We start from the raw sequence: 24835 nt of genomic DNA, 5'->3' as shown, positions 1-24835 counted from the left end.
AATATACTTTGGATATTCCATATGACCATTAAAAGTAAAACCGATCCGCCAGCTGGCGGATCATCGAAGATAATTATTTACATATGAATATTTCTACGTCAACATTTGAATTCCTTGCGAACCTCTCACAAAATAATAATAGAGAGTGGTTTCAAGAACATAAAGTGAGTTATGAGGCTGCCCTTCAAAATGTGAAAGCATTTGTTGAAGAGCTGATTGTAGAGCTATCTCGATTCGATCCGCAGATTAATACAGATATAAATGCTTCTAAGTGTATGTTCCGGATTTATAGGGATGTACGGTTCTCCAAAGATAAGTCTCCTTATAAGTCTTGGCTGGCTGCCGGAATCTCTATCGATGGACGAAAGTTAGATGGCCCCGAGTACTATATCCACATCGAACCCAACAATTCATTTATCGCAGCGGGATACTGGCGTCCCAAAAAGGAACATCTAGATGCTATCCGCCAAGAGATAGATTATAATGCAGAGGCATTTAGAGAGGTGCTAAAAACAGGACAATGGGCTGTGGAAGATCTCTCTACTGAAGATAAGCTTAGTAGACCTCCAGCAGGTTACAATGCTGACGATCCGCAAATAGAGATTTTAAAACTTAAAAGCTTTATCATCCACCAACCCTTATCAAATAAAGAATTGGCGGATGCAGATGCGATGAAGACTATCATCAATATTTGTAAAAGGATATACCCACTTAAAAAATTTATTCAAGAAGCGATAGATCTGGAGCTCTAATGGGGGAAGCTTATTTTTCCCATGCATATTGCAGGTGAATCCTTCAGTCCTGAAACATTCTCAGGAGCACCCGCGATAGCTTCGTTTGCCAATACTGCAAATAGGCAGGCCTCTTTAGCGTCTGGATTCATATCTATCTCGTCAATAGAGGCAACCTTTATAGTAGGGAGCATATTAATGATATTGCGCATCAGAAGAGGATTATGAAGTCCCCCTCCACTTACATATACAGCCACGTTGTCAAGATCTTGTGTGAGCATTTTGATGCCATTAGCAATAGCTAATGCCGAAAACTTGTTCAATGTTGCCATCACATCGGCAGGAGACAAGTCTTCTGTACTGGATTTTTCCTGTTTGATTCTTAAGTAGTCAAGATTGAATAATTCTGGCCCAGTCGTTTTTGGGAAGGGAAGGCCAAGAAAATCTTCCTGTAGTAAATGTTCAAGCAAATCTTCATTCGCTATGCCAGATAGTGCGATTTCTGCATCGAGATCCATTTCCCTCCCAAAATGTTGAAACATGTATTGGTTCATCAAAGTGTTGCCAGGACCTAAATCGGTAGCAAAGGCCTTAATATTGGAGTCTTTTTTAGGAAGAAAGGTGAAGTTGGAAATCCCTCCAATATTGAGGAGTATTCTGTTCTCTATAGCATCGGTAAACAATAACAAATCCCCATATGCAGCTAGAGGAGCACCTTCGCCTCCCGCAGCAATATGTTTCTGGCGGAAATCAGATAGGGTAATGATGCCGGTGTGTACAGCGATATGGTCACCATCACCGATTTGAAGTGTACTATTAGGGAGGTTGACGTTTTTAGTTAATATTTGAGGAGCGTGATAAACAGTCTGTCCATGGCTTGCAATCAGGTCAATGTCTTGGGGGGCGACTCCCCATTTTTTTAGCACCTTATTGATTAAAGATGCATGTACGAGTGCCACATAGGGATTGATACCCGAAAAATCCTGTTGATTTATTTCTTTTTTTGCAAATATCTTGCGGATGTTATTTCTGAATTCATCTTGGTAGGACAATGTGTCAAAATGAAGGAGTTTTAAGTTGGTGTTGAGACCACTTCCCTCTATTCTGCAAAGGGCAATGTCTAAACCATCTAACGATGTTCCAGACATAAGACCAATGATTAATCGACTGTCTTTTTTGCTTATTTCATAAAGCTTTTCAATTTGCCTATTCATATTCTAAAAATACACATATTCGGTTTTGGTAATGTCAATTGTTAATGATATTTTTGAAAAAAAAGAAGAAAAAATGAATTTTCCAACAGAATTGAAATACACAAAGGATCATGAATGGATTCGTGTAGAAGGCGATGAAGCCGTAATCGGTATTACAGACTTTGCTCAGCGTGAGTTAGGTGATATTGTTTTTGTTGATATTAACACTGTCGGAGAAGAAGTGGCTGCAAACGAAGTTTTCGGTACTATCGAAGCAGTAAAAACTGTATCTGATTTATTTATGCCAATGAACTCAACAGTTTTGGCTATAAATGATGCAATTGATGCTTCTCCAGAATTAGTAAACACTGATCCATACGGTGAAGGGTGGATCATTCGCGTTAAAATAGCGAATGCGGCTGATGTTGATTCTTTATTGACTGCAGAAGGATATAAATCTGAAATAAACGCGTAATGTTTATTTAGAATCCAATAAAAAAGAAGGCCTCTTTCATTAAAGAGGCCTTCTTTTTTATTGGATTTCCTTGAGTTCCATACTTGATTTGATTTTATTCCCCTGTACTTCTAGCTCTGTGCTTATAGTAGAAGCTTTAGTGAAAAATGTCTTGGCATCGACAATATAGTAGCCGCTTGTCGTACCCAATGTCTTGCCGGAGTCGTCGGTATATATTCCTGAAACAGTTATCTTATAACCATCGGCAGTTTTTCCGGTAAATGTGTTCGTGTTTTTCCCCTTTACTCCCAATTGAGGTAGGGCGATCTCATTTTCCCATTTTTCACCAACCGCGATTGGGTGTGTCGGGTAGGGGACGGACATACCTTGGATGCTCGAGCGGTCAAAAGCAGCATCAGGAACATTTGGGAAGTCCATACTGATAACTTGTGCCCTTCTGTCCATAGTAATCGTTAACGTGTTGTCCAAAAGTGGCTTTAACTGAGTAGCCATAGTTTTTCCCATAGGGTCAGTAGGTTCGATAGCAGAGTCGTAGGAGATTGAAATAAATCCAGCATTGACATCTGTTTTTAATTGTGTATACTTCGTTTGGTATTGAACAGTGGAATCTGTTAGGTCTGAGGCAGACATGTTCATCTTCATGGTCATGTCCATGATCATATTCTGTGTGCCTTCGACATCCGATTTCATATTCATTTCAAATGCTATCACTTTACCTTTCTCCGGCGCAAGCTTAAAAGTGATTTTCTCTTGTGCTTGGACACTTAATAGTGTCGCTGAAGCAATTAGTACAGATGTGAAAAATCTTTTCATATACAGATGGTTTTTGATGATGTCATTTTAAAATAAAAAAGGAGCTCAAGGCTCCTTTTAAATATATACTTTTAAATATTATTTCTTGTAAGTAACTTCTTTTACAGCGTTAATCACTTTGGCTACACTTGGTAGAGTCGCTTCAACTAAAGTTGGTGCATACGCCAATGGTACGTCTGCTGATGTGACGCGCAATACTGGAGCATCAAGATAGTCAAAAGCATTCTTTTGTACATGGAAAGAAATCTCTGAAGAGATAGAGGCCAATGGCCACGCTTCTTCTACCACAACCAATCTATTCGTTTTTTTAACTGATTCTACAATTGTTGCATAGTCAATCGGACGTACCGAACGTAAATCAATTAATTCAACGCTAAGTCCTTCTTTTTCCAGTTCTGCTACAGCAGGGATGACAACTCTAGGAAGCATTTTTCCAAATGATACAATCGTTACGTCACTTCCTTCTTGGATAACATTTGCTTTTCCAATAGGTAGGTAGTACTCTTCCTCTGGAACCATACCTTTATCGCCATACATAACCTCAGACTCCATAAATATTACAGGGTCTGGATCAATGATAGCAGACTTTAAAAGACCTTTTGCATCGTAAGGGTTAGAAGGAACGACAACTTTTAACCCTGGAGTATTCGCATACCAGTTCTCGAAGTTTTGAGAGTGTTGTGCTCCTAATTGTCCAGCATTACCTGTAGGGCCACGGAAAACAATAGGACAGGAAAGTTGACCACCAGACATTTGACGGATTTTAGCCGCCGAATTGATTATCTGGTCTATTGCGACTAATGAGAAGTTGAACGTCATAAATTCTACAACTGGTTTTAAGCCATGCGTTGCAGCGCCAACGGCGATACCAGCAAAACCTAATTCAGCAATAGGAGTGTCAATAATACGTTTTGGGCCAAATTCATCAAGCATACCTTGGCTTACTTTATAAGCACCATTATACTCAGCAACCTCTTCACCCATTAAAAATATAGTTTCATCTTTACGCATTTCTTCGTTCATTGCTTCACGAAGCGCTTCTCTGAATTGAATTTCTCTCATTAGTTTTGAAATCGTTTTAATTAACCTTTGATATGCAAAAATACTATTTAATAATGATATTTCATATGTGTATAATTTGCTTTTTATCTGTCATATGGAATACTCATGGGTGTTTGTGCAGCTAGTACTACCCGTATATCGCATATGTGTCATATGTAATATTGCTGTCTTCTGTTAGAGTGATATCGGTCTAACAGAAGACAGCAATTACGAGAATTACAAGCTATTTTTAAGAATAAACTCCTGCAACCAAATATTTAGGTTTTTAATAGCTAATGGAATCTCCCAGTTTTGTCTATTCCGTTTTTCTACATAGTTGGAGATAGCCCGAATCTGTAGGCAGGGGATATTTTCAGCCTCGCTCACAAAGAATACAGCAGCTCCCTCCATAGTTTCGATAGTGACAGCTGGAAGCCTGGCCTTGAGAAGGAGGATAGATTGTTCATTGCCATGGACCGTGTTGACCGTAATGCCTGTATGAAGAGGTAGCTGTGGCGGCAGAGACAATATAGGAACAGAGGGAGTAAAATGGCTCTTCCCAAAACCGAGTTCTTCTATAGGCAAGAAAAGATCTCCATCTTCAGCCCCTAGTTCGGAGAAACTGTCTTTAGTTACCTGAGTGACTGTGCCTAGCGGGATGTCCTTGTAGAAAGATCCACCTATACCTACATTGAGGATGTAATCAGGGCGAACCTCAGCAATTCTTTTGCCTAACTGATATGCTGTAGCTGTCATCCCTACTCCCGTAATCAGGTAGGGGATTTGTAAACGCGTTAGAAAATCGATACTTGGAGCAATCTCTGCATCCGTCGCAGCTACAATCAAAGGCTTCATTTTTCAGTATATTATTTGTGAAGGAATCTTCTGCTTTTGACTGCTAAAATAGAGTTTTTTAAGGTATATTTGCCTATATGATATACATTACAAGACGGGAGAGATTCTGTGCTGCCCATAAGTTGCATCGCGAAGATTGGTCAGAAGAGAAAAATGAAGCTATATTTGGCTATTGTTCCAACCCTAATTGGCATGGACATAACTATGAATTGTATGTTACAGTAAAAGGAACAGTGAATCCTGAAACAGGTTTTTTGATCGATTTGAAACTGATGAAAAGTATTATAAATACACAGGTCATCGATAAAATGGATCATAAAAATATAAATCTGGATGTAGACTTTATGCAAGGTAAGATGGCATCGACAGAAATTATTGCCATGGAGATCTATCACGTATTAAAGCCTCACTTTGAACAGGAAAATGTACAGTTGCATAGTGTAAAACTATACGAAACGGAAAATAATTCAGTCGAATATTTCGGCGATTAATCACATAAAATAATTAGCTAAAAAATGAGCAATCCTACGGATTTCAATGAGGAATTGGAAGGCTATAAGAAAATAGACCAGTATAATGTGCAGCAAGTGGAGCGTATCGCTTCACACTATAATGACATACTATCTGCCATAGGTGAAGACCCAAGTCGGGAAGGACTGATTAAAACTCCTGAACGTGTAGCAAAGGCATTACAATATCTTACACATGGGTATGATGTAGACGCGGCAGAGGTGCTTCGTAGCGCTATGTTTGAAGAAGATTATAGCCAGATGGTGGTGGTAAAGGATATTGAGGTGTACTCCATGTGTGAGCATCATATGTTGCCATTCTTTGGGAAAGCGCATATCGCTTATATTCCCAATGGCCACATTGTGGGCCTGAGCAAGATCCCGAGAATCGTAGATGCTTTTGCTAGGCGCTTACAGGTACAGGAAAGGTTGACCAATGAGATCAGAGATTGCATTCAGGACACATTGAAACCAGCAGGTGTGGCTGTCGTGATAGAGTGTAAACATATGTGTATGGCAATGCGCGGTGTACAGAAACAAAATTCCGTAACAACAACTTCCGCTTTTACAGGGGAATTTCAAAATGATGTTACACGATCAGAATTTTTAAGATTAATAACTGCCTCCTTAGCGTAGGAGATAAGTTAAACATAAGTAGCAAAAAAAGCCTTGTTTTCAAGCCGAAAACAAGGCTTTTTTGATTTTTGAATAACTCACGTCGAGATAGGTTAAGGTAATATCAGGAGTAAAAATAATTTGTTTTCTAAAATTGTTCCGTAAATTCGCAACCATGTTTCAAAATCAGGAAGAGGTAAATAGCTATTTAGAAGGGACTTGTGATACAGAGGGTGTGTTGCTAGGAGTTATAAATAGAGAAACATATTTGAAAGAGACAATGCCGCACATGTTATCTGGGCATTATCAAGGGCGAGTCTTGTCTATGATTAGCAAGATGCTTGCTCCAAAAAAAATTTTGGAGATAGGTACTTTTACCGGTTATGCGACGTTATGTTTAGCAGAAGGTTTGGACAAAGAAGGTACCCTTCATACGATAGATATTAATGAAGAGCAGGAAGAAAGAGTGTTAGGATATTTTGAACGCTCTGAATATGCTTCGCAGATTAAATATCACATAGGGGATGCCATCAATGTAATCCCAACGATAGAAGGAGAGTTTGATTTAGTATTTATCGATGCAGATAAAAAGCGGAACTTGATTTATTATGAAATGTTAATAGATCGGATTCCAACAGGAGGTGTTATTTTATTGGACAATGTATTGTGGAAAGGAAAGGTCTTCGAGAGCAATCCAGACAATCAAACAAGACAAGTTCTAGAATTGAACGCCACCTTGGCAAAAGACAATCGTGTAGAAAAATTGATTTTGCCAATTAGAGACGGGCTTTTTGTGTTACGCAAAAAGTAATGGTTGAACTAAAAAGTAAAAAATGCAAAAATCTTTATGCAGCAAAGTAGCGCTGCTACTAGTATTGTGTCTAGCTTCGGTAACGACATTGTTTGGACAGAAAAAGTTCAGTCCTACAAGTTACATAGAGCAGCACAAGAGCGTTGCACAGCAACTTATGCGCGAGACAGGTGTGCCAGCATCTGTGATTTTAGCAGTCGCTATTCATGAAAGCGCTTATGGCAATAGCAGAATTGCCAATCATTTAAACAATCATTTTGGGATTAAGGGGAAGAACAACAGTTCGGCGATAAAGTCAGCTTATAAAGGCTATGAATCTGTATGGGCTTCTTACAATGATTTTGTCGGTCTCCTAAAGAGAAGAAAGGCAACACAGCCACTATTTGAGAAGTATTCTCCGTTGGACTATACCGCATGGGTCAAAGGGATTGCCCGTTCCGGCTACTCGGCGACCAAAGGTTGGAGCAGCAAGGTGCTGAATACTATTGATAGGTACGACTTGGATGAATTGGATATAAATTAGTAGATTTATATACTTTTTAAAAATTGATGAAATTTCTATTGTTATCTGTCGTCCTAGTGGGCTTGTTGGGTTCTTGTGCTTCAAAAAAAAGAACGGTATTATCACATCCCACATCTTCGGGTAGCGCTACATCTAGACCTAGTGGCAGCAAAGGAGCAACTTCTACATCAGGAATTTCTTATATCGAGCAATATAAAGATGTTGCTATTCGAGAAATGAATCTTTATGGTATCCCCGCTAGTATCAAGTTGGCTCAGGCCTTATTGGAATCGGGGAATGGTAACTCCTATCTGGCAAGAGAAGCAAATAATCATTTTGGAATAAAATGTGGAGGTGTCTGGAAAGGGAAAAGTGTAAGGAGAGCGGACGACAATCCAAACGATTGTTTCCGTGTATATGATAACCCAGAGCAATCGTTTAAAGACCATTCACAGTTTCTGCTACGCAAACGCTATGAAAAGCTATTTACGCTAAATAGAAATGATTATAAAGGTTGGGCTAGAGGCTTGAAGGATGCGGGGTATGCTACCAATCCGCGGTATCCTGAGCTGTTAGTCGATTTAATAGAACGGTATGAGCTCTACAAATACGACAGAGGCGAGACTTATGTAGAGAAGGGGCGTCGTGAAGAGAAGGTCGAAAAGGTAATTGAGACAAAAATTGAGACAGAGCCTATCACAAAACCTGAGCAGATTAAATCGCCTGTTGCGATGGTCATTCATGAGGTAAAACCTGCTCAGACACTATATAGTATCAGTCGTCAGTATAATGTTACAGTAGACCAGATTAAGCAGTTAAACAACCTTTCGGATGATATATTGTCCATCGGACAGCTCCTGGTGATTACCAAATAGAAGTAAAACATTGTTAAAATTATAGTGTTTTATTCGGTAATAATGTAGATTTACAGTTGTGAAAACCAATCTGAACATAGTACTGTCAATGCTACTGCTTTTTCTTTGTGGGCCTATATATTCCCAGCAAAAGGTAGAAGGGCTGATTTTCGACAAAGATACGAAGCAACGGATTGGTCGGGTATTAATGATTAACAAAACTTCCGGAGCAAACGTCTTTAATAACTCAAGAGGAGAGTTTGCGCTAGCGATGCAGCGAGGCGACCAGATTATAGCCCAAAAAGAGCATTATTTTAGCGATACGCTAACTTACCAAGGAGAGAAGGTCCTCATCTTTAATTTAAAAAAAACCTCTATATATATAGACCCTGTAACAGTTGTTGCTAGGAAGACTCCCGAACAAATCCTATCCGATAGGCGTAGGGATTATGATAAAGCCTACAAGTTGGCCGATCCTGGCAGTTACTTGAGTGTAGGTCCTACAGGAGCAGGGCTGAGCATAAATGCGATATATAGTCTATTTAGTAAAGAGGCGAAGAACGCTAGAAGACTAACGAAGTATTTTCAAAAAGAATATGAGGAAAATATAGTCGATATTCGTTTTTCCAAAGAATTAATCAAAGGGGTGACTGGACTTGAGGGAGAACCTTTGGACAATTTTATGGTAAGATACAGACCTTCGTATGATTTTGTATCTTTGGCAACACATTATCAAATGGTGAGTTACATAAAGTCGAAGTATGAGTACTTTAAGTTTGTACCTTATATTAAGCCATTGCCGGATTTGAATAATATAGATATCAATAAAGAACATTAGTAAGCATATATGATGAGACATTTACCCCTATTTTTGAGCTTTCTAGCGATTTTTTGCAGTATGCAGGCCTTTTCTCAGGGCGATCTAAAAGAACTGCGAGAAGATCCTAATACAAAAAAACTAAATGCAGATACAACCAAAGGCGTGCAAATTAAACAAATCAATGTTCCGATTCCTAAGTTGGGACTAGAAGTTGATTATTGGAAACATTGGACAAAGTTTGGACTGAATTTGAATCAAGCAACATTTAGCGACAACTGGAAAGCGGGAGGGGTAAACTCTGTAGCTATTGGCGGTACTTTTTGGCATAAATCCGAATATAATAAGGATCGCTTTAACTTTGTTTCAGAACTGGATTTTAGGTATGGAAAAGTCTGGAATAAAGATCAACTAGCAAAAAAGAATAATGACCGTATTTTCTGGGATAATAAGTTGGCTTATAAGTTTACTGATATTTGGGCTCTATATTTCTCGTTTACATTTGAATCACAGTTTGATGTCGGTTATAAGTACGATGCGAAAGGAGAGAATATCATAGATACACTTTCTTCATTTATGGCTCCGGGTTATTTTACAGAGTCATTCGGTTTGGAATATAAACCTGATAAAACCTTTTCTTTGCGCTTTGGTACAGGAACTGCTCGTCAGACTTTAATTCTAGATGATAGAATTGCACCCCCGATAGAAGCGACTAAGCCTATCTATGGTGTGGAGCCAGGTAAAAAATTTAAGAATGACCTCGCTTTCCAGATTACAGCAAATTTAGATCGAAATTTATCTCAAAATCTGAACCTGAAAGCACGTTACAATCTCTTTGCTGACTATAAGGATGTCTCGGATCCGGATCATAGGCTGGATGCAACATTAACGGCAAAAGTAACTAGTTTAGTCAACGTTGCACTTACAGGGATCCTTGTTTATAAGTCTGATGAGTCGTCAAGAGTACAGTATAGTCAAGCCTTGACAATGGGCATTATATATGCGTTGCCTAGATAAGAAATAATATATGCTGTTGAAGGGATTTGTCGTCGGAGTCAGTTTGTTTGTGTTGATTGGATGCAGTACATCAAAGAAAGTAACCGTAGTAAAAAAGGTAAACGTACCAGTTGAACTACCAGCTAAGGATGTATTGACTGAAGTTGAAGAAATAGCGAAAGTTGAAGTTCAAAAATCGGTAGATACAACTGTTTTTCAGGCATTTCGAGAGTTGACTCCAGAGGAAAAGATTGCGGGGCAAAAACGTATGGGCATATATAAAGGAGCGGACTGGGCCGCTGCTATACATTACGATCTCCGCAAGCCTAATTTTGTCATCATACACCATACCGCTCAGAACAGCGTTGCGCAGACTGTACGTACTTTTCAAGTGCCGCACTCCAAAGTGAGTGCCCATTATGTAATAGCTAGGGATGGACAGGTCATCCAAATGCTAAATGACTATGATCGTGCTTGGCATGCCGGTAAATCAAAATGGGGTAATATTGATGATCTCAATTCGGTGTCCTTGGGCATTGAGTTGGATAATAATGGAAAAGAGCCATTTCCAGATGCGCAGATAAATTCTCTGTTGGTCTTGTTGGATACATTGAAAGCAAAGTATCTTATCCCTCAGCTCAATTTTATAGGTCATGCAGATATTGCTCCAATGCGTAAGGATGATCCTAGTGTTTTATTCCCTTGGAAACGACTGGCAGAAAGAGGATTCGGTATCTGGTATAATGAAGACTATCTCATGACGCCGCCTGCTACTTTCAACCCTATAGACGCCCTAAAGATAATGGGATATGATATGCGTAATCAAGAAGGGGCAATTCGTGCCTTTAAGAGAAAGTATATTGTTAAAGAGGTCAACGGCGTGTTGACAGCTCATGATCAAGCCGTATTATATGATTTGTACCGTAAGTATTTTTAGTATTTAGTATTTAGTATTTAGTATTTAGTATTTAGTATTTAGTATTTAGTATTTAGTATTTAGTATTTAGTATTTTTTGGGTAGTGACTTTTGCAGTAAGAGCCCTAAGATAATAACGAGCATACAGCCAATCAGGTTGAGCCATAAAAAGGCAACGATGTCAGCTCTCCAGACTCCTATCACGATAACCTCTGTAAGGACTGCGGCCCAAAACACAGCCTTTCCGCCAATTCTTTTAAAATAGAAAGCCACTAAGAATATACCTAGTATTGTACCATAAAATAGAGACCCTAAAATATTAACCGCTTCTAGGAGGTTGCCTAGTTTATTCGCATAGAGTGCAATCATCACTGTAAAGATCCCCCAGCCCAATGTACATAGTCTAGAAGCTTTAAGATAAGTGCGTTCTGAAGCTTCTTTGTTTATAAAGCGTTTGTAAATATCGATTACAGTCGTAGAAGCAAGTGAATTTATTGCGCTTGCCGTAGCTCCCATAGAAGCAAGCATGATGATCGCTATAAGCAACCCAATAAAGCCCTTTGGGAAGGTCGACGTGACAAAAGATAAGAAGATGTAGTTATTGTCATTTGTGTCTGCAGCAGAATCATTCTTCTTGATCAAGGCAATCACCTCCTGACGTAGTGCATCCGATTTTGCGTTGAGCGCATTCAGCTCATCACCCTTAATGTCAGCAGTAGAGTTGTCCTTTTCCGCCAATGCTTTAGTAAGTTCAGTAATAGTTTGTGATTTGCTTGACCCAATTGCTTCTTGCTCATGTAATAGCTTTGCGTAATCTTCTGCATAAACACTGTTTTCAAGCTTGTTTGTTTCCAACGAGTTGAAGAATAGCGGCGGGGTATGGTACTGATAATAGGCAAAGACCAATACTCCTATTAGTAGGATGCAGAATTGCATAGGTACTTTTAACAGCCCGTTCATCAACAGACCCATTCTACTGTCTCGAATAGATGATCCCGTCAAGTAACGTCCGACTTGGCTTTGGTCAGTTCCAAAGTAAGACAGTTGAAGGAAGAAACCTCCGATCAGACCTGTCCATACTGTATATTGATTGTTTAGATCAAAAGTAAAATCGATAGCATTGGTCTTTCCTGATTTACCAGCGATATGTAAAGCTTCGCTAAATCCAATGTCGTTAGGAAGTAGCTGTATTACCATAAAACCGGCGGCAAGCAGACCCGTGAATATAATACCCATCTGCAGCAGTTGTGTATAAGATACGGCCTTTGTTCCTCCATAAACGGTATAGAGTACTACTATGCTGCCCATTGCTAGTGTGGTGTAGGTAATGTCGATGTGTAATATTGTAGATAAGATGATAGCCGGTGCAAAGATTGTGATTCCAGTAGAAATTCCGCGTTGGATTAGGAATAAGAAAGCCGTTAATGCCCTGGTTTTGATATCAAATCTCTTCTCTAGGAACTCATACGCCGTAAATACCCGTAGTCTATGGAAAATAGGGACGAAGGTGATACATAGCACAATCATGGCCAGAGGAAGTCCGAAATAGAACTGAACGAAGCTCATCCCCGAAGAATAAGCCAGGCCCGGAGCCGATAAAAACGTGATGGCACTCGCTTGAGTTGCCATGACAGAAAGACCTACATTGTACCAAGGAAGTTCACGGTCGCCGAGTAAGTAACCGTTGATGTTACGAATATTCCTGCTTTTGAATACACCATAGGCGATAATCAAAAGCAGGGTAGTAAAAAGCACTATCCAGTCGATAGAACTCATGAATAATGTATCGTGAATAAATACATGAATACGATACATAGGAGTAGCCAGATTACCAGAATCCAGTAAAACTGGCGCCAGCTACGAACAAAAGGAGGAAGTCCCTTATCTGTCATGAGGTTTTTGAGGTAAAAGCACCGTATTGAAGAAGACCGCGAAGATAAAACCTCCTACTAATCCTCCAATAATGCTTGAAAATGATCCGCAAGACGCAAAAGCGGTTAGCGCACCAAACACAGAGCCAATTAATAAAATTAAACCTTTTGCATTAATAGGTTGTGCATCGTTTACTTGATTTTCCATATCTAATGTTAAAATTACTTTTCTTTTGTTAGCAAATTTACGAATAATCTATAAGCTCCGGGAACTCCTGCAGGTAATTGTCTGAAAAAGGCCAACGAAGTGTATACAAACTTACCCTTTCCATAATTAGTAATCAAGAGCGAGCCCTTATTGGGCTGTTCATCTTTGTCATGAATGGATATAGGTGTACGATAATGGCGACTGATATCATCTGCAAAATAAAGTCCACGTTCTTGTACCCAGCCATCAAAATCGCTTGCTGTAATCTTATTTGGGTAAGAGAAAGCAATGTCTTTAGCGTCAAACTGCACGATAGCGTCTTCTTCTGTAACGCGGTCTCTTGATATAGAGAATGGGTAGGGACCCAATTGTTCTGCCATGAGCTTCGTGTTCACATTGTACTGCATTAATACAACTCCCCCTTGTTCTACATAATCCATAAGGAGTTTTTGGGTTGTGGCTGCCTGTGTATTGATATTAAAGTAACGTACACCTACTATAATGGCATCATATTGCTTGAGCAGGGAGGCAGATAAAGTATGTCCATTGAGGTTGGTGGTCGCTATACCTATTTCATTTAATGATTTCGCGACCATATCACCTGCGCCAGCAATATAACCTATATTCTTGATCGGGTTTATCAGAGCGAGACGCTCACAGTTAATGACCGTTGTGGGAAACCAAGTGATGCGGGGAATATGGTCGTAATCAATGGTCTTGATTGACTTCAAGGCCTCATTATTCCATAAGAGGTTGATTGTAGATCGGGCGCTATTAACAGAGGTCGGTTTTATCCTGATTTGTTTAGTGATCGTGTTCGATTCTGCAAAATCCAAATTTAGAAGCTGAGGGACCACGAGCCATCCATCAGGTTGAGGTATGTTGACCGTAAAGTTGTTGCTGTCTTTATGATGTCTGGTAAAAGTTATGTCCACGATTTTTTCTTCGCCGTTAGTACTTAATACAATCGATGAAGAGACCTCCGCAGTGAGGGCAGGTGTGATAGCTACAGGGCTATGGATTTCACCGCGTACCGGATCAACAACTTTGTATTGTATAGCTTGAGATCGTTGAAGGGATTTTCCGTCGATGTCGAAAGTGAATTCCACTATTGGTCGGCTAGCATTTGTCGGGAATCCTATATCTTTTGGTTCTACGTCAAATTTTCCCAATGAATTTGCTCTTTCGAGCCAGTAAGGTTGTGTGTTTCTGTGCCATTGATATGGACTCGACGAGTTCCAGGTATTGTTTGTCGTGAGGGATTGGTTGATTTCTCCCAAGGTTGTTCTAATAAGTTTAACTTTAATTCCTGGGCGTCTAACAATGGCTTCAAGGGATACATCAAAATTTTTGTCCATAGGATATTGACTGGATGCGGTAGTAGCATCAATCCATATACCCGCGCAAGCCGTAATAATATCTTCGATTTCCTGGGTTTTAAGATTTTTCCAGTAAGGATCACTTACGGTGCGGACCTGCTCTCGGAGCTCAAATAGGGCAGGAATACTCTTCTCGGGATTTAAATAGTCAAATCCTTCGATAATATTGTCAATTCGACGCTGTATATCAGCGGTGTTAGGGATTCGGTTCCAAGTTGTTTCAATCCCCTCCATAAGATCCTGTTTTGGTTTGTCGCCCGCTACGAAATCAAAGTATTCAATGCTTGTACCCCGTGTAGTAGCAGCACCAAAGCCCTGGCTTTTATGTTGCGATCTACTACGTGCCGCAATCTCCCCATAGGATTCCCCCAATAGAGGGTTATAAGCTCCAATGTCTACTTTCAGCTGGTCTTCTGAAGTATTGTTCATTCCACCGAAATTAGCCGTGTTCCATAGCAGTCGTTTCGCTTTCCATACAGACACAGTAGCAAGTTGCTCCGGAAAATAATTCGGGTCAGCAGCAGCAAGGTAGGCCTCATGTGCCAATATAGCCGAGGCCTGATGGTGCCCGTGCCCACCACGTTTGTCTGGAGGAAAGCGAGTAATGATAATATCTGGTCTAAATTTACGAATTATCCATACGGCTTCACGTAAAGCGGTTTCTTTATCCCAAAAATCAAACGTCTCTTGGTGAGTCTTGGAAAAACCGAAATCGTAGGCGGAACTGAAAAACTGTTCGCCCTTGTCTATCGATCGGGCAGCAAGTAGCTCCTGTGTGCGTACTAGACCAAGATCAATTCCCTGCTCTGTGCCAATAAGGTTTTGGCCCCCATCTCCGCGGGTCAGGGAGAGATAGCCCGTCCTGTACTTTCGTTCTTGGGATAGCCAAGCGATCAATCGGGTATTTTCATCATCAGGGTGCGCAGCAAAGTATAAAACCGATCCCAGTGTATTAAGTTTTTTAAGTTTGATCATGATTTCACTCGCAGGCATGTTTCCATGTTGTGGACGTGCTACATAATGAAGTGAAATTAGAAATAGAAATAAAAAGGATATTTTTCTAAGCATAGCTAAATATACATGTTTGAACTAAAAAAGAAGCAATTTGTAGGGCAAGTAAACTGTAATATTGTTATGGTAAATCTTATAGGTAATGGCATAAACAATAAGGTTTATACTAGACTATACCCAAGCTATAGACAAGCTATCACGGACTTGAGGGGAGTTTAGGGGACTTAAGCAGACTTGAGGGGACTTTCCTAAAACGAAGGATACAAAAAAAAGAGCTAAATGTAATTTAGCTCTTTTTCCAACAATTAAAAATCTTTAGTCTTAAAATAGTGTGCGCTTAATCTATTATTAAATGCATATTAGTGTTACGACTCACCAGATTAAGGTGTAACCCTTCAACACTAGTAAAAGTACTATAAAAAGCACAATAATATAAGTAATCTGTTGAAAAATAATTTTCCACATCGCTAAAGTTATGAACAAAAGCGATATAGGGTCGAACTGTGTATAAAAAGATGAGTTTTTATCCGCATACGCGTAGGTTTCTACTTATCTATTGATCCCAATACACGCTGCATAAAGGTATTCAAAGCTTCTTTTTTGGGAGTTCCCTCCTTGATTAACTTATCCACTTCTATAGCCCCGTACATATTTGAGATTAATTCGCCGATAACATCTAGTTCTTCGTCTTTTAAAGAGGAGACTTCAGTTAAGGACTCCAATGTTTCAATCGTCTCCAATACGTAATCCGCATCATTTTGTTCGATGAAATCTGTTAAGTGCTTAATTATCGGTAACTTCATTTAATAAATCGATTAGTCCTTCAATTTTGTTTGTCTGTACCTGATTTACCAATTTGCCATCTTTAAAAGCAGCAAATGTAGGCAAGTTATTGACGTTGGCTAACTTTCTAGATTCTGGGTTTTTTTCAGCATCTACAATAATGAAAGTAACATTCTCATTCTCTGTTGCCAGTTTCTTGAATTTTGGTTTCATAATACGGCAGTTTCCGCACCATGAAGCAGCATATTGTACCATTACAGTTTTGTTGCTGTTAACAACTTCCTGTAAGGTGTCGTTTTCTAATTCCTGTAACATAATAGTTTGTGTTTAAATGATAGAGGCGGAAGAAATCCGCCTCTTAAGTAGTTGATATTTCTTAGTTTGCTGATAGGTATGAAGCTACGCCCTCACGAGTCGCATTCATCGCGTCTTTACCTTCTTCCCAGTTTGCTGGACAAACTTCACCATGGTTTTGAACGTGTGCATAAGCGTCAACTAAACGGATGTACTCTTTAACGTTACGTCCAAGTGGCATATCATTCACCGACTCGTGGAAAACTTTACCAGTCTCGTCGATCAAATAAGTAGCGCGGTAAGATACAGCAGACCCTTCTACTAGGGTACCGTATTCAGGGTGCTCTACTTCTTTCATTTCCAGAATACCTAATACACTAGAAAGGTTGCGGTTAGTGTCAGCAATGATTGGGTATGTAACACCTTCAATACCACCGTTATCTTTAGCCGTATTCAACCATGCAAAGTGAACTTCATTAGAATCGCATGATGCACCGATTACAATAGTGTTACGTTTTTCAAATTCAGGAAGAGCCTCTTGAAAAGCGTGTAATTCTGTCGGGCATACGAAAGTGAAGTCTTTTGGATACCAGAATAACATTACTTTTTTGTTTTCTTTTTGGGCTTTTTCAAAAATATTGATTGAGATGTAGTCACCTAAATAATCAATTGCATCTACTGTAATGTTCGGAAAATTCTTACCTGTAAAACTCATAATATATCTTTCTTTTTTTGTACTACAAAGGTAAACATAATAACGACAACTATAAATCGAATTTACCTATTTCATATTGTCAAAATCTATTATTGCCTATTGATAATTATAGTTTATGGTTATGGGTGGGGTAAAAATAAAATGAGCTCTTGTTTTGAAGCTAATAGAATAATACTTTTGTGTACTTCAAAAAGTTGGCCCCGTAGTTCAACGGATAGAATAGATGTTTCCTAAACATTTGATAGCAGTTCGATTCTGCTCGGGGCTACTAAACAGGACAAATGAAATATATTTTCGTTTGTCCTGTTCTTTTTTTGGAGTAATCCGTTGTTTATCTGAAAGATATGGTTTACGATTACGTTCATTCGGGTGGTTCGATACGTTTTTCCATCAAACTCCAATTTTTCGGGGAATATCGAACCAATTATGGCTCTCTTTGTTTGGATTTCGCCCTCGCTGTACAGTTTCGGGATGTTTTGAATATGTTGTAATGCTTTGTCCAAAGTCTTGTCGACGTTGAAATTTTTAGTATCTGAACCATCTTTACTTAGCTGTTCTTCCAACTTATCAATTTGTCCTTTGCACTCTTTCTTAATGTCAAGATATTCTTCATCGTCTATCGTTTCAGAAAGCAATTTGTTACGTGCAACCGAAAGTCTAGTATTAAGCCTGTCTATTTCCTGTACTATCCGTTTCTTTTCGTTCATTGGATCTTGCACAAACTTCTTGTAGTTGTCCAATAGCAATTTTTTCAGAACATTCTTTATACCACCGTCCAATTCGAACTGATGCATACCCTTTTCAAAAATATCGTTGGCAAATTCAGCTTTCTGACGAAATCCGCAAGCGGAAACACAGTGATAGTAGTAATAACGGCTCGTTCTTCCTTTAGAAGCACTGCCTGTAAGATTGCGACCGCAATCAGGACATACCAAGAAGCCTCTCAATGGTAGATTGACATCTGAAAGTATTTTGGTATTCGGGCGTTCCACTCTTTTGTTCCCGTCCAATACATATTGTACTTTATTAAATAATTCTTCGCTTATTAATGGTTCATGTTGACCTTGTACCAGATGCGCTTCTTCATCTTGAAATTTGGCAATGAAAATCTTTCCACAGTACAGCGGGTTACGGATAGCCACATGAAAAGCACTTCGACTCAATTTTACAGGACTTTGCGTGTTCATTTTTTGTCGCACTTGGTCAGCAGCAAGTATTCCTTTTGCTATTTCGTTGAAAGCCCAACGCATTGCAAATGCTTCGGGGTCTTTAAATGCAACGTACTTTCTACCGTCTTCTTTGCTTCTGTTGATATATCCGAATGGCGCTTTCCCCATCAAGCACCCCTCTTTCCTTGCCCTACGCATTCCGTAGAATGTGTTCAAAGCTCTTCGGTCGTTCTCCACTTCGGGAGCTGCCAGATAAATAGCAAGCATCATTTTGTTTTCGGGAATAGATAAATCTAAAGGTTGTTCGACAGCTTGTGGTTCAACTCCCAGCTTAGTCAATGTACTAATCATTTGATAGGCATCACCTGCATTACGGCTGAATCTGTCCCATTTGGTAAAGAGAATCAAATTGGTTTTGGAACTTTTCTTTTTAAGATTATTTAAGAGATTAGTCCACGCAGGACGGTTAAAAGTTTTAGCAGAATGGTCTTCGTAAATAACCTGACCAACGGTAATCTTATTGGTAACACAGAATCTCTTCAAACGCTCCTCTTGGTCACGCTGAGAATATCCTTTGTCTGCTTGTTCATCTGTGGATACACGTATGTATAAATCTGCTATCTTCATCGCTAATCTCTTTAAATGGATAATGTGTCTTGGGATTAGCTAATTTACGAAATAAATCATTCAACATCAAAGCATTCCCGAATTACGATCATCGTAAGGTTATACAGGAATTCCATGATCAGTTCGGCTTCTTCCTGCCCTACATCAATACCATTTTCTCGAAGAAGCTCCATTGCTTCCCCGATAGGTATTCTTTCTATTTCCTTACGCTCCTGCATTGCCTAACTTTTTGTTCTGACTAAAGTTAGGCTGGCAAGCAGGTTGAGCTTAGTTTGTTGCCGTCAAAGGTAGTATTTGGCGTTCAGAGGCGTTTTGATAAAAGGAATATTTGAAAAGTGTTTCCCAAAAAAGAATAAAAAGGTTGCAAATTTAAGGCGGACACTCTCCGCACCACCCAACCAAAAGCTTACGGCATAATGGCAGGGCAAAAAGGTGGCTTCGCCTGGTTAATCTGTTGCCCTACCACCCTTCGGGACTTATTCCGTTTCCTTTTTATTTTTTCGCCTGTCCGCCTTGTTAAAATGGCTTTCTTTTTTTTCTGTTTTTTTGTTTTGAAAATAATTTTTGAGCGAAAATTACGCATCTTTACTAATGGGCGGTTATCAAAACAACGGTTTATGTTTTTCGTTATAAATTTCCTTAATCAGCTCCCCGAACTCCTGAAAATGATATTCGATAATGTTGTCCAGATACGCATAAATCGTTAGCTTGTCGATACCCATAATGTTGGTAAGCCTGTTGAATGTTTCGTGGTGTTCCTGCCGTACATAGACCGATTTGCCTTTACTTGCATTCCTTTTAGGGATTTTAAAGAACGCTACGCAATAATCCTCTTTAGTCAACTTCCTTGATTTTGAAACGGTTCTTTTTACATTACCTACAATCGGTTTTGTATCTTCTGTTTCTACAGGTTTTTCGTCTGTTTCGATTGCAGTAAGGTCATCACTATGCGGTAAAGCATTCTGCTCCTGTTCAGTTTTTTTCTTTTCATCAGTTAGGAAATTTTCAATAGAAAAATCCTCTTTTCCGGGTTGCTGATTTTTGTTTTCTTCGTGTATCATATCTCTTAATGTTAATATTATATCCAATTAGCTGTTTGGCTAGCTAAGCAGTCAGTTGTATGTACTATTGCACCTATGCAACGACCTATCTACCTATGCACCTGCATACCCTTAATTAGCTGTTTCGTTAACTGAAAAGTGTGTAATTCGTCTGCATTCAATCACGCAGATTTGCTGTCGGTATTTTTGCTGATTGCTTACCTAGTTAAGAATATAGACAATCAGCCAGCTAACCAAATACAAAGGAAACAAAAGCAGTCGTAATCTTAATGAGGGTGGCATTCAATGGCAATATTTGGCGTTCATTGTCATGCTTGTAAACCGCTGTTATTCAAATAGTCTTACCGAAATTTGTATCTAAAGCGACTGGTTTTTTCAGCTGACCCGAATCCGTTTGCAGGACGGATTTTTCTGAACCCCTGTTCAGAGCAAGTTATCTCTTGAGGTCCTCGAAATGAATTTCAGTACCTCAAAAGCACTTGCCCTTGCAGGAGGCTGAAAACCGCTCCGAAGTCGCAGTTTTGGTTTAACATTAAAATGGATTTATTATGGAAGAGAAGAACAGAAAACAGATTAGGAAAACAGGAAGGAAACCGAAGAATGACCCTGCGGTCAATCGGTATTCCATTAACCTGAATGCAGAAGACAATGCCAAGTTTCTTGCCCTCTTTGACCAATCGGGAATGAAGATAATGGCACATTTCATTACGGCTTGCATCTTTCAGAAGACAGTAAAGACCGTAAAAATTGATATGAATGCAGTTGAATATCACACAGGACTGACCAAATTTTTCGGTCAGTTTCGGGGAATAGCAACTAATTACAATCAGATTGTAAAGCTGTTGAACGCCAATTTTTCGGATAAAAAAGCATCGGCATACCTCTATAAATTGGAGAAACAGACAGCAGAAATGAAAGAACTGTTGCTAAAGGTTTTAATTCTTTCCGATGAATTTGAAAAGAAATACCTAAACAAAGAGTAGAAATATGATTGCAAAAATCGGAAAGGGAAGCAATATGTACGGAGCGATTTTGTACAATCAGCAAAAAGTGGACAAGGAAAATGGAGAAGTTTTGTTGCTGAACAGGATACCCAATACAATGGACGGCAGGTATTCTGTAGCGTATTTTAATAAATGCTTTGAACCATATTTATCAGCAAATATCAAAACAGAAAAGACGGTACGCCATATATCGCTGAACCCAGATCCTGCGGATAAAATCAGCGATAATCAATTTACAGAAATGGCACAGGAATATATGGAGCGTATGGGCTACAGCAATCAGCCATATATTGTTTTCAAACATACGGATATTGACCGAACGCATATCCATATCGTTTCGACCTGTGTGGGAATTGACGGAAAGAAAATCCCCGATGATTACGACCACCCTCGCTCAATGGCAATCTGTCGGGATTTGGAAACGAAATATAACCTGCAAAAAGCCACCGAACAAGAGCAGAAACAAGCCAACAAAGTTTTCAAACCTGTGGATTACCACAAAGGCGACATCAAAAGTCAGATTGCTTCTGTAGTGCGGCATCTAACAAAGTATTACAGCTTTCCGACTATGGGAAGCTATAATGCTTTGCTGTCGCTATTCAACATTATAGCGGAAGAAGTCAAAGGCAAGCGGAACGGTCAGACCGTAAACGGATTGGTCTATGTGGCATTGGATGACAATGGCAACAAAGCAAGCAATCCGTTCAAAGCATCGCTTTTCGGAAAAGATGCAGGCGTAGCACAACTGCAAAAACACTTTGAACAGTCCAAAGAGAAAATGAAAACCAACCCTGCAAGGAGTATCCTGAAAAACACGATAGAACTTGCCATACATACCACAAATAACGAAACAGATTTTAGAAAGCAATTGACCGAGCAAGGCATCAATACCGTTGTAAGACGTAATATTGAAGGACGAATTTACGGTATGACCTTTATTGACCACGAGAGCCGTAGCGTTTGGAATGGTTCAGCTTTGGATAGAGACCTATCGGCAAATGTCTTTAACGATTGGTGGAACAACGGAAATAAGCCCGAATTGAAGATACAGGACAGCCCAGTTTCCAATACGAACACAATAGACAACCAACCAAAAGACCTTTTTGGGTTTATTCCGCAGGAACATTCGTCTAATTTCGATTTGGGATTATTCAGCCTGTTACCCGATGCACAGGGCGTAGATTACGAGGAAGAACAGTTTGCTAATCGAATGAGGAAGAAAAAGAAGAAAGGGAGGAGGTTGTGAAAGTATATTGAAAAATACATTTTGTATGATGTCAATAGCTCATTTTAAACTTAAAATATAAATTTGTCTATAATATAAGTGTAGGAAATTGTGACAACAACCTTTATCACAATATGGCACGAAATGGTCAATAAACTACATTAAAAATCGTAACTATTTTCAGGGAAGATTACAATATCATTAGGGCTTTCCGGTTGTTGATTTAATTAAAGAATTAGTCAAGATGGTCGTATGCTACTAAGTAAGACAAATGGACTCAATCAGTAGAACTTGCAGATCAAATAAGATATTATCATTCTATCTTTAAATAAGGTATCTAGATGCAGATTTTTTTGTCCATAATCTGTAACATTTTAAGTTCTTCTGTATTTATCTATGTATAATGGAAATCTATTTTAATGGAATTCGAAAATCTATATAAAAAGTACTCGAGTAAAATATTCAGGGTTTGCTTTGGCTATTTCAATGATACAGAAAAAGCCAAAGACGTGATGCAGGATACTTTTATTACCGTATTCACGAACTTGAATGAGCTCAAACATAAAGAAAATATAGCTGGATGGATATACAGAATTGCGAGCAACAAATGCCTCAGGCAGATCGAGAACGAAAAGAAAAAACAACTTGTTAGGGAATATAGTTTTTTTGATCATGAGGAACTAGATCCTCGTCTGGAGGAGACTAACTTTGTTCGACTCCACCGTTGCATAGCTGAACTTCCGGATATGGACAGGCTGATAATAGGCTTTTATCTGGAGGATCTAAAGCAGGATAAAATTGCTGAAATATTAGGACTGAGCCACTCAAACATACGGGTTCGGATCCATAGGATAAAAGAAGTGTTATCGAAAAAAATGAAGGAAGATGAATAAGGATATCTTGGACTTAAAAAAAACTTGGCAATCATTGGAGATAGATCCGAATGAATCGTTCTATGATTTTAACCAAACTCTGCAACATTGGAGAAAAAGGAAAAGAATAATTGTTTTCCTCTGGTCCATTGCCGTTATACTTTTCTCAGGAATAAGCTTTGTCTACGTCATCTATACAGATGAATTGAACAGCATGAGCAAAAGCATTTCAGAGATTATCCTGCTCGTGATATCGGTTCATCTATTCGGATATTCTTGGCGGAGGATTACGAGAGAACGAAAAGAATATCTGTCAAACAGTACCGATTTTATCCGGACCCTTCCAGATATCCATATTAAGCAAGGGCAACGTGAGCTGATGATGTTCTGTATAGTGTCAACATTTTTTCTGATTGCGGTTTTTCTCTATTTTTTAGATTCATTGCTTCCCTCTCCTGTCAGCGTTATACTGTCATCAGCATTATTATTGATCCTTACAGGCATTCTATGGACAATATTGAAACAAATCCTTTGGAAAAGGATAAAAAGAAAGAACCAAAGATTATCGTCCAAAATAGCAGAAATTTTGCAATATGATTAAAAATATAGTTTTTCTTTTATTGATCTATATTCCATTTTTTGGGTTTGGTCAAACAAAAAGCATCCTCTTTAAAGGAGTTAATAGGAAATACATTATCTATACTCCGAAAGGCTATTCAGTTGATAGATCTTACCCGATAGTGTTCAATTTCCATGGTGGGGGGATGACACCTGCTGAGCAGATGCTCTATACAGGTATGAACAGAACAGCTGACAGGCATGGATTTATCGTTGTCTATCCAAAGGGGATAAACGAAGATTGGAATGTAGGCTATGGCATGTCCTACAGGGATGGAACTGACGATATAGGTTTCGTTGACAGCCTTCTTTCGCATATCGAAAAGGAACATAAAATTATAGAGAACAAGGTATTCGCTACCGGACTGTCCCGTGGAGGATTTTTCTGCCATAGGATTGCATCAGAACTGCCACATAGATTCTCAGCGATCGCAAGCATCGGCGCAAACCTTCCTGATTCAGTGGCCGTTTATCATAAGCCTCAAAACCCAATTTCTGTCCTTATGGTGAACGGAAAGGTAGATCAGTTAGTCAATTATGATGGAAAGAAAGGTGGCTATTTTTCAGCTAAGGATACTTATGAGTTTTGGAAAACGAACCTCTTTAATATAGCAGATGCTAAGCCTCTGCATATGGACAGAAAGTCTGTACATGGCAAATCGGTCACGATCCTGGAATCACAAAGCTGGGATCGAAACTTGACATTGATCACGATCGAAGATGGTGGACACACATGGCCTGGAGCAGATGACTTTAATATTGGCCTTCCGATCGGGCCTACATCAAAGGAACTCGATATCAATGAATATATGTGGAACTTTTTCAATAAAAATCAGTGAAAGCTGAGACTTTCACCGGAATGATTTCAAA

General features: G+C 39.2%; 28 protein-coding genes and 1 tRNA gene. 16 read left to right on the top strand and 13 right to left on the bottom strand.

All coding sequences use genetic code 11. The features are described 5' to 3' along the window. Positions 1–83 precede the first annotated feature (83 nt). Entirely contained in the window at positions 84–752 is a 669-nt protein-coding gene (locus CLV99_RS18065) for a DUF2461 domain-containing protein (RefSeq protein ID WP_133585898.1), read from the top strand. Here CLV99_RS18065 and CLV99_RS18060 read toward each other — a convergent pair. Then, positions 749–1945: an anhydro-N-acetylmuramic acid kinase gene (locus CLV99_RS18060; RefSeq protein WP_133585897.1), complete on the bottom strand. Its 1197-nt coding sequence runs from the start codon at positions 1943–1945 to the stop codon at positions 749–751. The genes CLV99_RS18065 and CLV99_RS18060 overlap by 4 nt on opposite strands. A 73-nt stretch (positions 1946–2018) precedes the next feature. Between CLV99_RS18060 and gcvH the strand changes: the two genes are divergently transcribed. Then, positions 2019–2399, top strand: a complete 381-nt coding sequence (gene gcvH / locus CLV99_RS18055) for a glycine cleavage system protein GcvH (protein ID WP_133585925.1) — start codon at positions 2019–2021, stop codon at positions 2397–2399. Positions 2400–2456: 57 nt separating this feature from the next. On the opposite strand, the gene CLV99_RS18050 is transcribed toward gcvH, so the two are convergent. The 3 genes from CLV99_RS18050 to mqnB all read right to left on the bottom strand — a co-directional run bounded on the left by CLV99_RS18050 (position 2457) and on the right by mqnB (position 5108). Then, positions 2457–3212 carry a DUF6263 family protein gene (locus tag CLV99_RS18050; protein WP_133585896.1) on the bottom strand — a complete coding sequence of 252 codons (756 nt, stop codon included), beginning with the start codon at positions 3210–3212 and terminating at the stop codon, positions 2457–2459. A 78-nt stretch (positions 3213–3290) separates the two neighbouring features. Beyond that, positions 3291–4274, bottom strand: a complete 984-nt coding sequence (locus CLV99_RS18045; RefSeq protein ID WP_133585895.1) for a pyruvate dehydrogenase complex E1 component subunit beta — start codon at positions 4272–4274, stop codon at positions 3291–3293. A gap of 216 nt (positions 4275–4490) precedes the next feature. Beyond that, on the bottom strand, positions 4491–5108 hold the full coding sequence (gene mqnB / locus CLV99_RS18040; protein WP_133585894.1) for a futalosine hydrolase: 618 nt from the start codon (positions 5106–5108) through the stop codon (positions 4491–4493). A gap of 77 nt (positions 5109–5185) precedes the next feature. On the opposite strand from mqnB, the gene CLV99_RS18035 reads away from it, so the two are divergent. The 8 genes from CLV99_RS18035 (at position 5186) to CLV99_RS18000 (ending at position 11149) form a co-directional block, all read left to right on the top strand. Next, positions 5186–5599, top strand: coding sequence for a 6-pyruvoyl trahydropterin synthase family protein (locus CLV99_RS18035; RefSeq protein WP_133585893.1), 414 nt, complete (start codon positions 5186–5188; stop codon positions 5597–5599). A gap of 24 nt (positions 5600–5623) precedes the next feature. Next, positions 5624–6253: a GTP cyclohydrolase I FolE gene (gene folE / locus CLV99_RS18030; RefSeq protein WP_133585892.1), complete on the top strand. Its 630-nt coding sequence runs from the start codon at positions 5624–5626 to the stop codon at positions 6251–6253. Positions 6254–6407: 154 nt separating this feature from the next. Beyond that, complete coding sequence (locus CLV99_RS18025; RefSeq protein WP_133585891.1) at positions 6408–7043, top strand: O-methyltransferase; 636 nt, start codon at positions 6408–6410, stop codon at positions 7041–7043. A 22-nt stretch (positions 7044–7065) separates the two neighbouring features. Beyond that, positions 7066–7566 carry a glucosaminidase domain-containing protein gene (locus tag CLV99_RS18020; protein WP_133585890.1) on the top strand — a complete coding sequence of 167 codons (501 nt, stop codon included), beginning with the start codon at positions 7066–7068 and terminating at the stop codon, positions 7564–7566. A 26-nt stretch (positions 7567–7592) separates the two neighbouring features. Then, on the top strand, positions 7593–8420 hold the full coding sequence (locus CLV99_RS18015; protein ID WP_133585889.1) for a glucosaminidase domain-containing protein: 828 nt from the start codon (positions 7593–7595) through the stop codon (positions 8418–8420). Between the two features lie 88 nt (positions 8421–8508). After that, on the top strand, positions 8509–9237 hold the full coding sequence (locus tag CLV99_RS18010; RefSeq protein ID WP_246032798.1) for a hypothetical protein: 729 nt from the start codon (positions 8509–8511) through the stop codon (positions 9235–9237). 9 nt (positions 9238–9246) lie between these two features. Next, on the top strand, positions 9247–10233 hold the full coding sequence (locus tag CLV99_RS18005; protein ID WP_133585887.1) for a DUF3078 domain-containing protein: 987 nt from the start codon (positions 9247–9249) through the stop codon (positions 10231–10233). Positions 10234–10243: 10 nt separating this feature from the next. Further along, positions 10244–11149 carry an N-acetylmuramoyl-L-alanine amidase gene (locus CLV99_RS18000; RefSeq protein ID WP_133585886.1) on the top strand — a complete coding sequence of 302 codons (906 nt, stop codon included), beginning with the start codon at positions 10244–10246 and terminating at the stop codon, positions 11147–11149. Between the two features lie 66 nt (positions 11150–11215). Here the strand turns inward: CLV99_RS18000 and CLV99_RS17995 are convergent, their stop codons facing one another. The 6 genes from CLV99_RS17995 to CLV99_RS17970 all read right to left on the bottom strand — a co-directional run bounded on the left by CLV99_RS17995 (position 11216) and on the right by CLV99_RS17970 (position 17389). Further along, positions 11216–12904 (bottom strand): sodium:solute symporter, encoded by a 1689-nt coding sequence (locus CLV99_RS17995; protein ID WP_133585885.1) that lies wholly within the window; start codon positions 12902–12904, stop codon positions 11216–11218. Between the two features lie 105 nt (positions 12905–13009). Beyond that, complete coding sequence (locus CLV99_RS17990) at positions 13010–13207, bottom strand: hypothetical protein (RefSeq protein ID WP_133585884.1); 198 nt, start codon at positions 13205–13207, stop codon at positions 13010–13012. A gap of 14 nt (positions 13208–13221) precedes the next feature. Further along, positions 13222–15654, bottom strand: a complete 2433-nt coding sequence (locus CLV99_RS17985) for a PIG-L family deacetylase (protein WP_246032797.1) — start codon at positions 15652–15654, stop codon at positions 13222–13224. A gap of 488 nt (positions 15655–16142) precedes the next feature. Next, entirely contained in the window at positions 16143–16400 is a 258-nt protein-coding gene (locus CLV99_RS17980) for a DUF6952 family protein (RefSeq protein ID WP_133585883.1), read from the bottom strand. Then, complete coding sequence (locus CLV99_RS17975) at positions 16381–16695, bottom strand: thioredoxin family protein (RefSeq protein WP_133585882.1); 315 nt, start codon at positions 16693–16695, stop codon at positions 16381–16383. The genes CLV99_RS17980 and CLV99_RS17975 overlap by 20 nt, the downstream gene beginning before the upstream one ends. Positions 16696–16756: 61 nt before the next feature. Next, positions 16757–17389 (bottom strand): peroxiredoxin, encoded by a 633-nt coding sequence (locus CLV99_RS17970; RefSeq protein ID WP_133585881.1) that lies wholly within the window; start codon positions 17387–17389, stop codon positions 16757–16759. Positions 17390–17585: 196 nt separating this feature from the next. Between CLV99_RS17970 and CLV99_RS17965 the strand changes: the two genes are divergently transcribed. Further along, a tRNA-Arg gene (locus CLV99_RS17965) sits at positions 17586–17657 on the top strand. Here CLV99_RS17965 and CLV99_RS17960 read toward each other — a convergent pair. The 3 genes from CLV99_RS17960 to CLV99_RS17955 all read right to left on the bottom strand — a co-directional run bounded on the left by CLV99_RS17960 (position 17620) and on the right by CLV99_RS17955 (position 20246). After that, positions 17620–19185, bottom strand: a complete 1566-nt coding sequence (locus tag CLV99_RS17960) for a recombinase family protein (RefSeq protein WP_133585923.1) — start codon at positions 19183–19185, stop codon at positions 17620–17622. The two genes, CLV99_RS17965 and CLV99_RS17960, sit on opposite strands and share 38 nt — an antisense overlap. A gap of 56 nt (positions 19186–19241) precedes the next feature. After that, positions 19242–19403: a hypothetical protein gene (locus CLV99_RS23250; RefSeq protein ID WP_162850152.1), complete on the bottom strand. Its 162-nt coding sequence runs from the start codon at positions 19401–19403 to the stop codon at positions 19242–19244. Between the two features lie 384 nt (positions 19404–19787). Further along, the gene (locus CLV99_RS17955; protein WP_133585880.1) at positions 19788–20246 is read right to left on the bottom strand and encodes a DUF3408 domain-containing protein; all 459 of its coding nucleotides are present in this window, start codon (positions 20244–20246) and stop codon (positions 19788–19790) included. Positions 20247–20794: 548 nt separating this feature from the next. Here CLV99_RS17955 and mobA point away from each other — a divergent pair. The 5 genes from mobA to CLV99_RS17930 all read left to right on the top strand — a co-directional run bounded on the left by mobA (position 20795) and on the right by CLV99_RS17930 (position 24804). Further along, on the top strand, positions 20795–21229 hold the full coding sequence (gene mobA, locus CLV99_RS17950) for a conjugal transfer protein MobA (RefSeq protein ID WP_133585879.1): 435 nt from the start codon (positions 20795–20797) through the stop codon (positions 21227–21229). A 4-nt stretch (positions 21230–21233) separates the two neighbouring features. Beyond that, positions 21234–22496, top strand: coding sequence for a conjugal transfer protein MobB (gene mobB, locus CLV99_RS17945; RefSeq protein WP_133585878.1), 1263 nt, complete (start codon positions 21234–21236; stop codon positions 22494–22496). Between the two features lie 398 nt (positions 22497–22894). Next, entirely contained in the window at positions 22895–23368 is a 474-nt protein-coding gene (locus CLV99_RS17940; protein WP_115956757.1) for an RNA polymerase sigma factor, read from the top strand. Next, entirely contained in the window at positions 23361–23948 is a 588-nt protein-coding gene (locus CLV99_RS17935) for a hypothetical protein (RefSeq protein ID WP_115956758.1), read from the top strand. The genes CLV99_RS17940 and CLV99_RS17935 overlap by 8 nt, the downstream gene beginning before the upstream one ends. After that, on the top strand, positions 23941–24804 hold the full coding sequence (locus CLV99_RS17930; protein WP_115956759.1) for an alpha/beta hydrolase family esterase: 864 nt from the start codon (positions 23941–23943) through the stop codon (positions 24802–24804). The genes CLV99_RS17935 and CLV99_RS17930 overlap by 8 nt, the downstream gene beginning before the upstream one ends. The last annotated feature ends 31 nt before the right edge of the window (positions 24805–24835 follow it).

Source organism: Sphingobacterium yanglingense (genome assembly GCF_004363245.1).
Classification (GTDB): Bacteria; Bacteroidota; Bacteroidia; order Sphingobacteriales; family Sphingobacteriaceae; genus Sphingobacterium; species Sphingobacterium yanglingense.
This window is presented reverse-complemented; position numbering and strand designations above follow the sequence as displayed.

Excerpts from the sequence above, each read along its gene's own strand:
- CLV99_RS18025 (WP_133585891.1), top strand. The coding sequence starts at position 6,408 with ATGTTTCAAAATCAGGAAGAGGTAAATAGCTATTTAGAAGGGACTTGT.
- CLV99_RS18000 (WP_133585886.1), top strand. The coding sequence starts at position 10,244 with ATGCTGTTGAAGGGATTTGTCGTCGGAGTCAGTTTGTTTGTGTTGATT.
- CLV99_RS17975 (WP_133585882.1), bottom strand. The coding sequence starts at position 16,695 with ATGTTACAGGAATTAGAAAACGACACCTTACAGGAAGTTGTTAACAGC.
- CLV99_RS17940 (WP_115956757.1), top strand. The coding sequence starts at position 22,895 with ATGGAATTCGAAAATCTATATAAAAAGTACTCGAGTAAAATATTCAGG.
- CLV99_RS17990 (WP_133585884.1), bottom strand. The coding sequence starts at position 13,207 with ATGGAAAATCAAGTAAACGATGCACAACCTATTAATGCAAAAGGTTTA.
- mobB (WP_133585878.1), top strand. The coding sequence starts at position 21,234 with ATGATTGCAAAAATCGGAAAGGGAAGCAATATGTACGGAGCGATTTTG.
- CLV99_RS18045 (WP_133585895.1), bottom strand. The coding sequence starts at position 4,274 with ATGAGAGAAATTCAATTCAGAGAAGCGCTTCGTGAAGCAATGAACGAA.
- CLV99_RS18035 (WP_133585893.1), top strand. The coding sequence starts at position 5,186 with ATGATATACATTACAAGACGGGAGAGATTCTGTGCTGCCCATAAGTTG.
- CLV99_RS23250 (WP_162850152.1), bottom strand. The coding sequence starts at position 19,403 with ATGCAGGAGCGTAAGGAAATAGAAAGAATACCTATCGGGGAAGCAATG.
- CLV99_RS17955 (WP_133585880.1), bottom strand. The coding sequence starts at position 20,246 with ATGATACACGAAGAAAACAAAAATCAGCAACCCGGAAAAGAGGATTTT.
- CLV99_RS18050 (WP_133585896.1), bottom strand. The coding sequence starts at position 3,212 with ATGAAAAGATTTTTCACATCTGTACTAATTGCTTCAGCGACACTATTA.
- CLV99_RS17980 (WP_133585883.1), bottom strand. The coding sequence starts at position 16,400 with ATGAAGTTACCGATAATTAAGCACTTAACAGATTTCATCGAACAAAAT.
- CLV99_RS18010 (WP_246032798.1), top strand. The coding sequence starts at position 8,509 with ATGCTACTGCTTTTTCTTTGTGGGCCTATATATTCCCAGCAAAAGGTA.
- CLV99_RS17970 (WP_133585881.1), bottom strand. The coding sequence starts at position 17,389 with ATGAGTTTTACAGGTAAGAATTTTCCGAACATTACAGTAGATGCAATT.
- CLV99_RS18020 (WP_133585890.1), top strand. The coding sequence starts at position 7,066 with ATGCAAAAATCTTTATGCAGCAAAGTAGCGCTGCTACTAGTATTGTGT.
- CLV99_RS17930 (WP_115956759.1), top strand. The coding sequence starts at position 23,941 with ATGATTAAAAATATAGTTTTTCTTTTATTGATCTATATTCCATTTTTT.
- CLV99_RS17935 (WP_115956758.1), top strand. The coding sequence starts at position 23,361 with ATGAATAAGGATATCTTGGACTTAAAAAAAACTTGGCAATCATTGGAG.
- CLV99_RS18060 (WP_133585897.1), bottom strand. The coding sequence starts at position 1,945 with ATGAATAGGCAAATTGAAAAGCTTTATGAAATAAGCAAAAAAGACAGT.
- CLV99_RS18065 (WP_133585898.1), top strand. The coding sequence starts at position 84 with ATGAATATTTCTACGTCAACATTTGAATTCCTTGCGAACCTCTCACAA.
- CLV99_RS17960 (WP_133585923.1), bottom strand. The coding sequence starts at position 19,185 with ATGAAGATAGCAGATTTATACATACGTGTATCCACAGATGAACAAGCA.
- gcvH (WP_133585925.1), top strand. The coding sequence starts at position 2,019 with ATGAATTTTCCAACAGAATTGAAATACACAAAGGATCATGAATGGATT.
- folE (WP_133585892.1), top strand. The coding sequence starts at position 5,624 with ATGAGCAATCCTACGGATTTCAATGAGGAATTGGAAGGCTATAAGAAA.
- CLV99_RS17985 (WP_246032797.1), bottom strand. The coding sequence starts at position 15,654 with ATGCTTAGAAAAATATCCTTTTTATTTCTATTTCTAATTTCACTTCAT.
- CLV99_RS18015 (WP_133585889.1), top strand. The coding sequence starts at position 7,593 with ATGAAATTTCTATTGTTATCTGTCGTCCTAGTGGGCTTGTTGGGTTCT.
- CLV99_RS17995 (WP_133585885.1), bottom strand. The coding sequence starts at position 12,904 with ATGAGTTCTATCGACTGGATAGTGCTTTTTACTACCCTGCTTTTGATT.
- mobA (WP_133585879.1), top strand. The coding sequence starts at position 20,795 with ATGGAAGAGAAGAACAGAAAACAGATTAGGAAAACAGGAAGGAAACCG.
- mqnB (WP_133585894.1), bottom strand. The coding sequence starts at position 5,108 with ATGAAGCCTTTGATTGTAGCTGCGACGGATGCAGAGATTGCTCCAAGT.
- CLV99_RS18005 (WP_133585887.1), top strand. The coding sequence starts at position 9,247 with ATGATGAGACATTTACCCCTATTTTTGAGCTTTCTAGCGATTTTTTGC.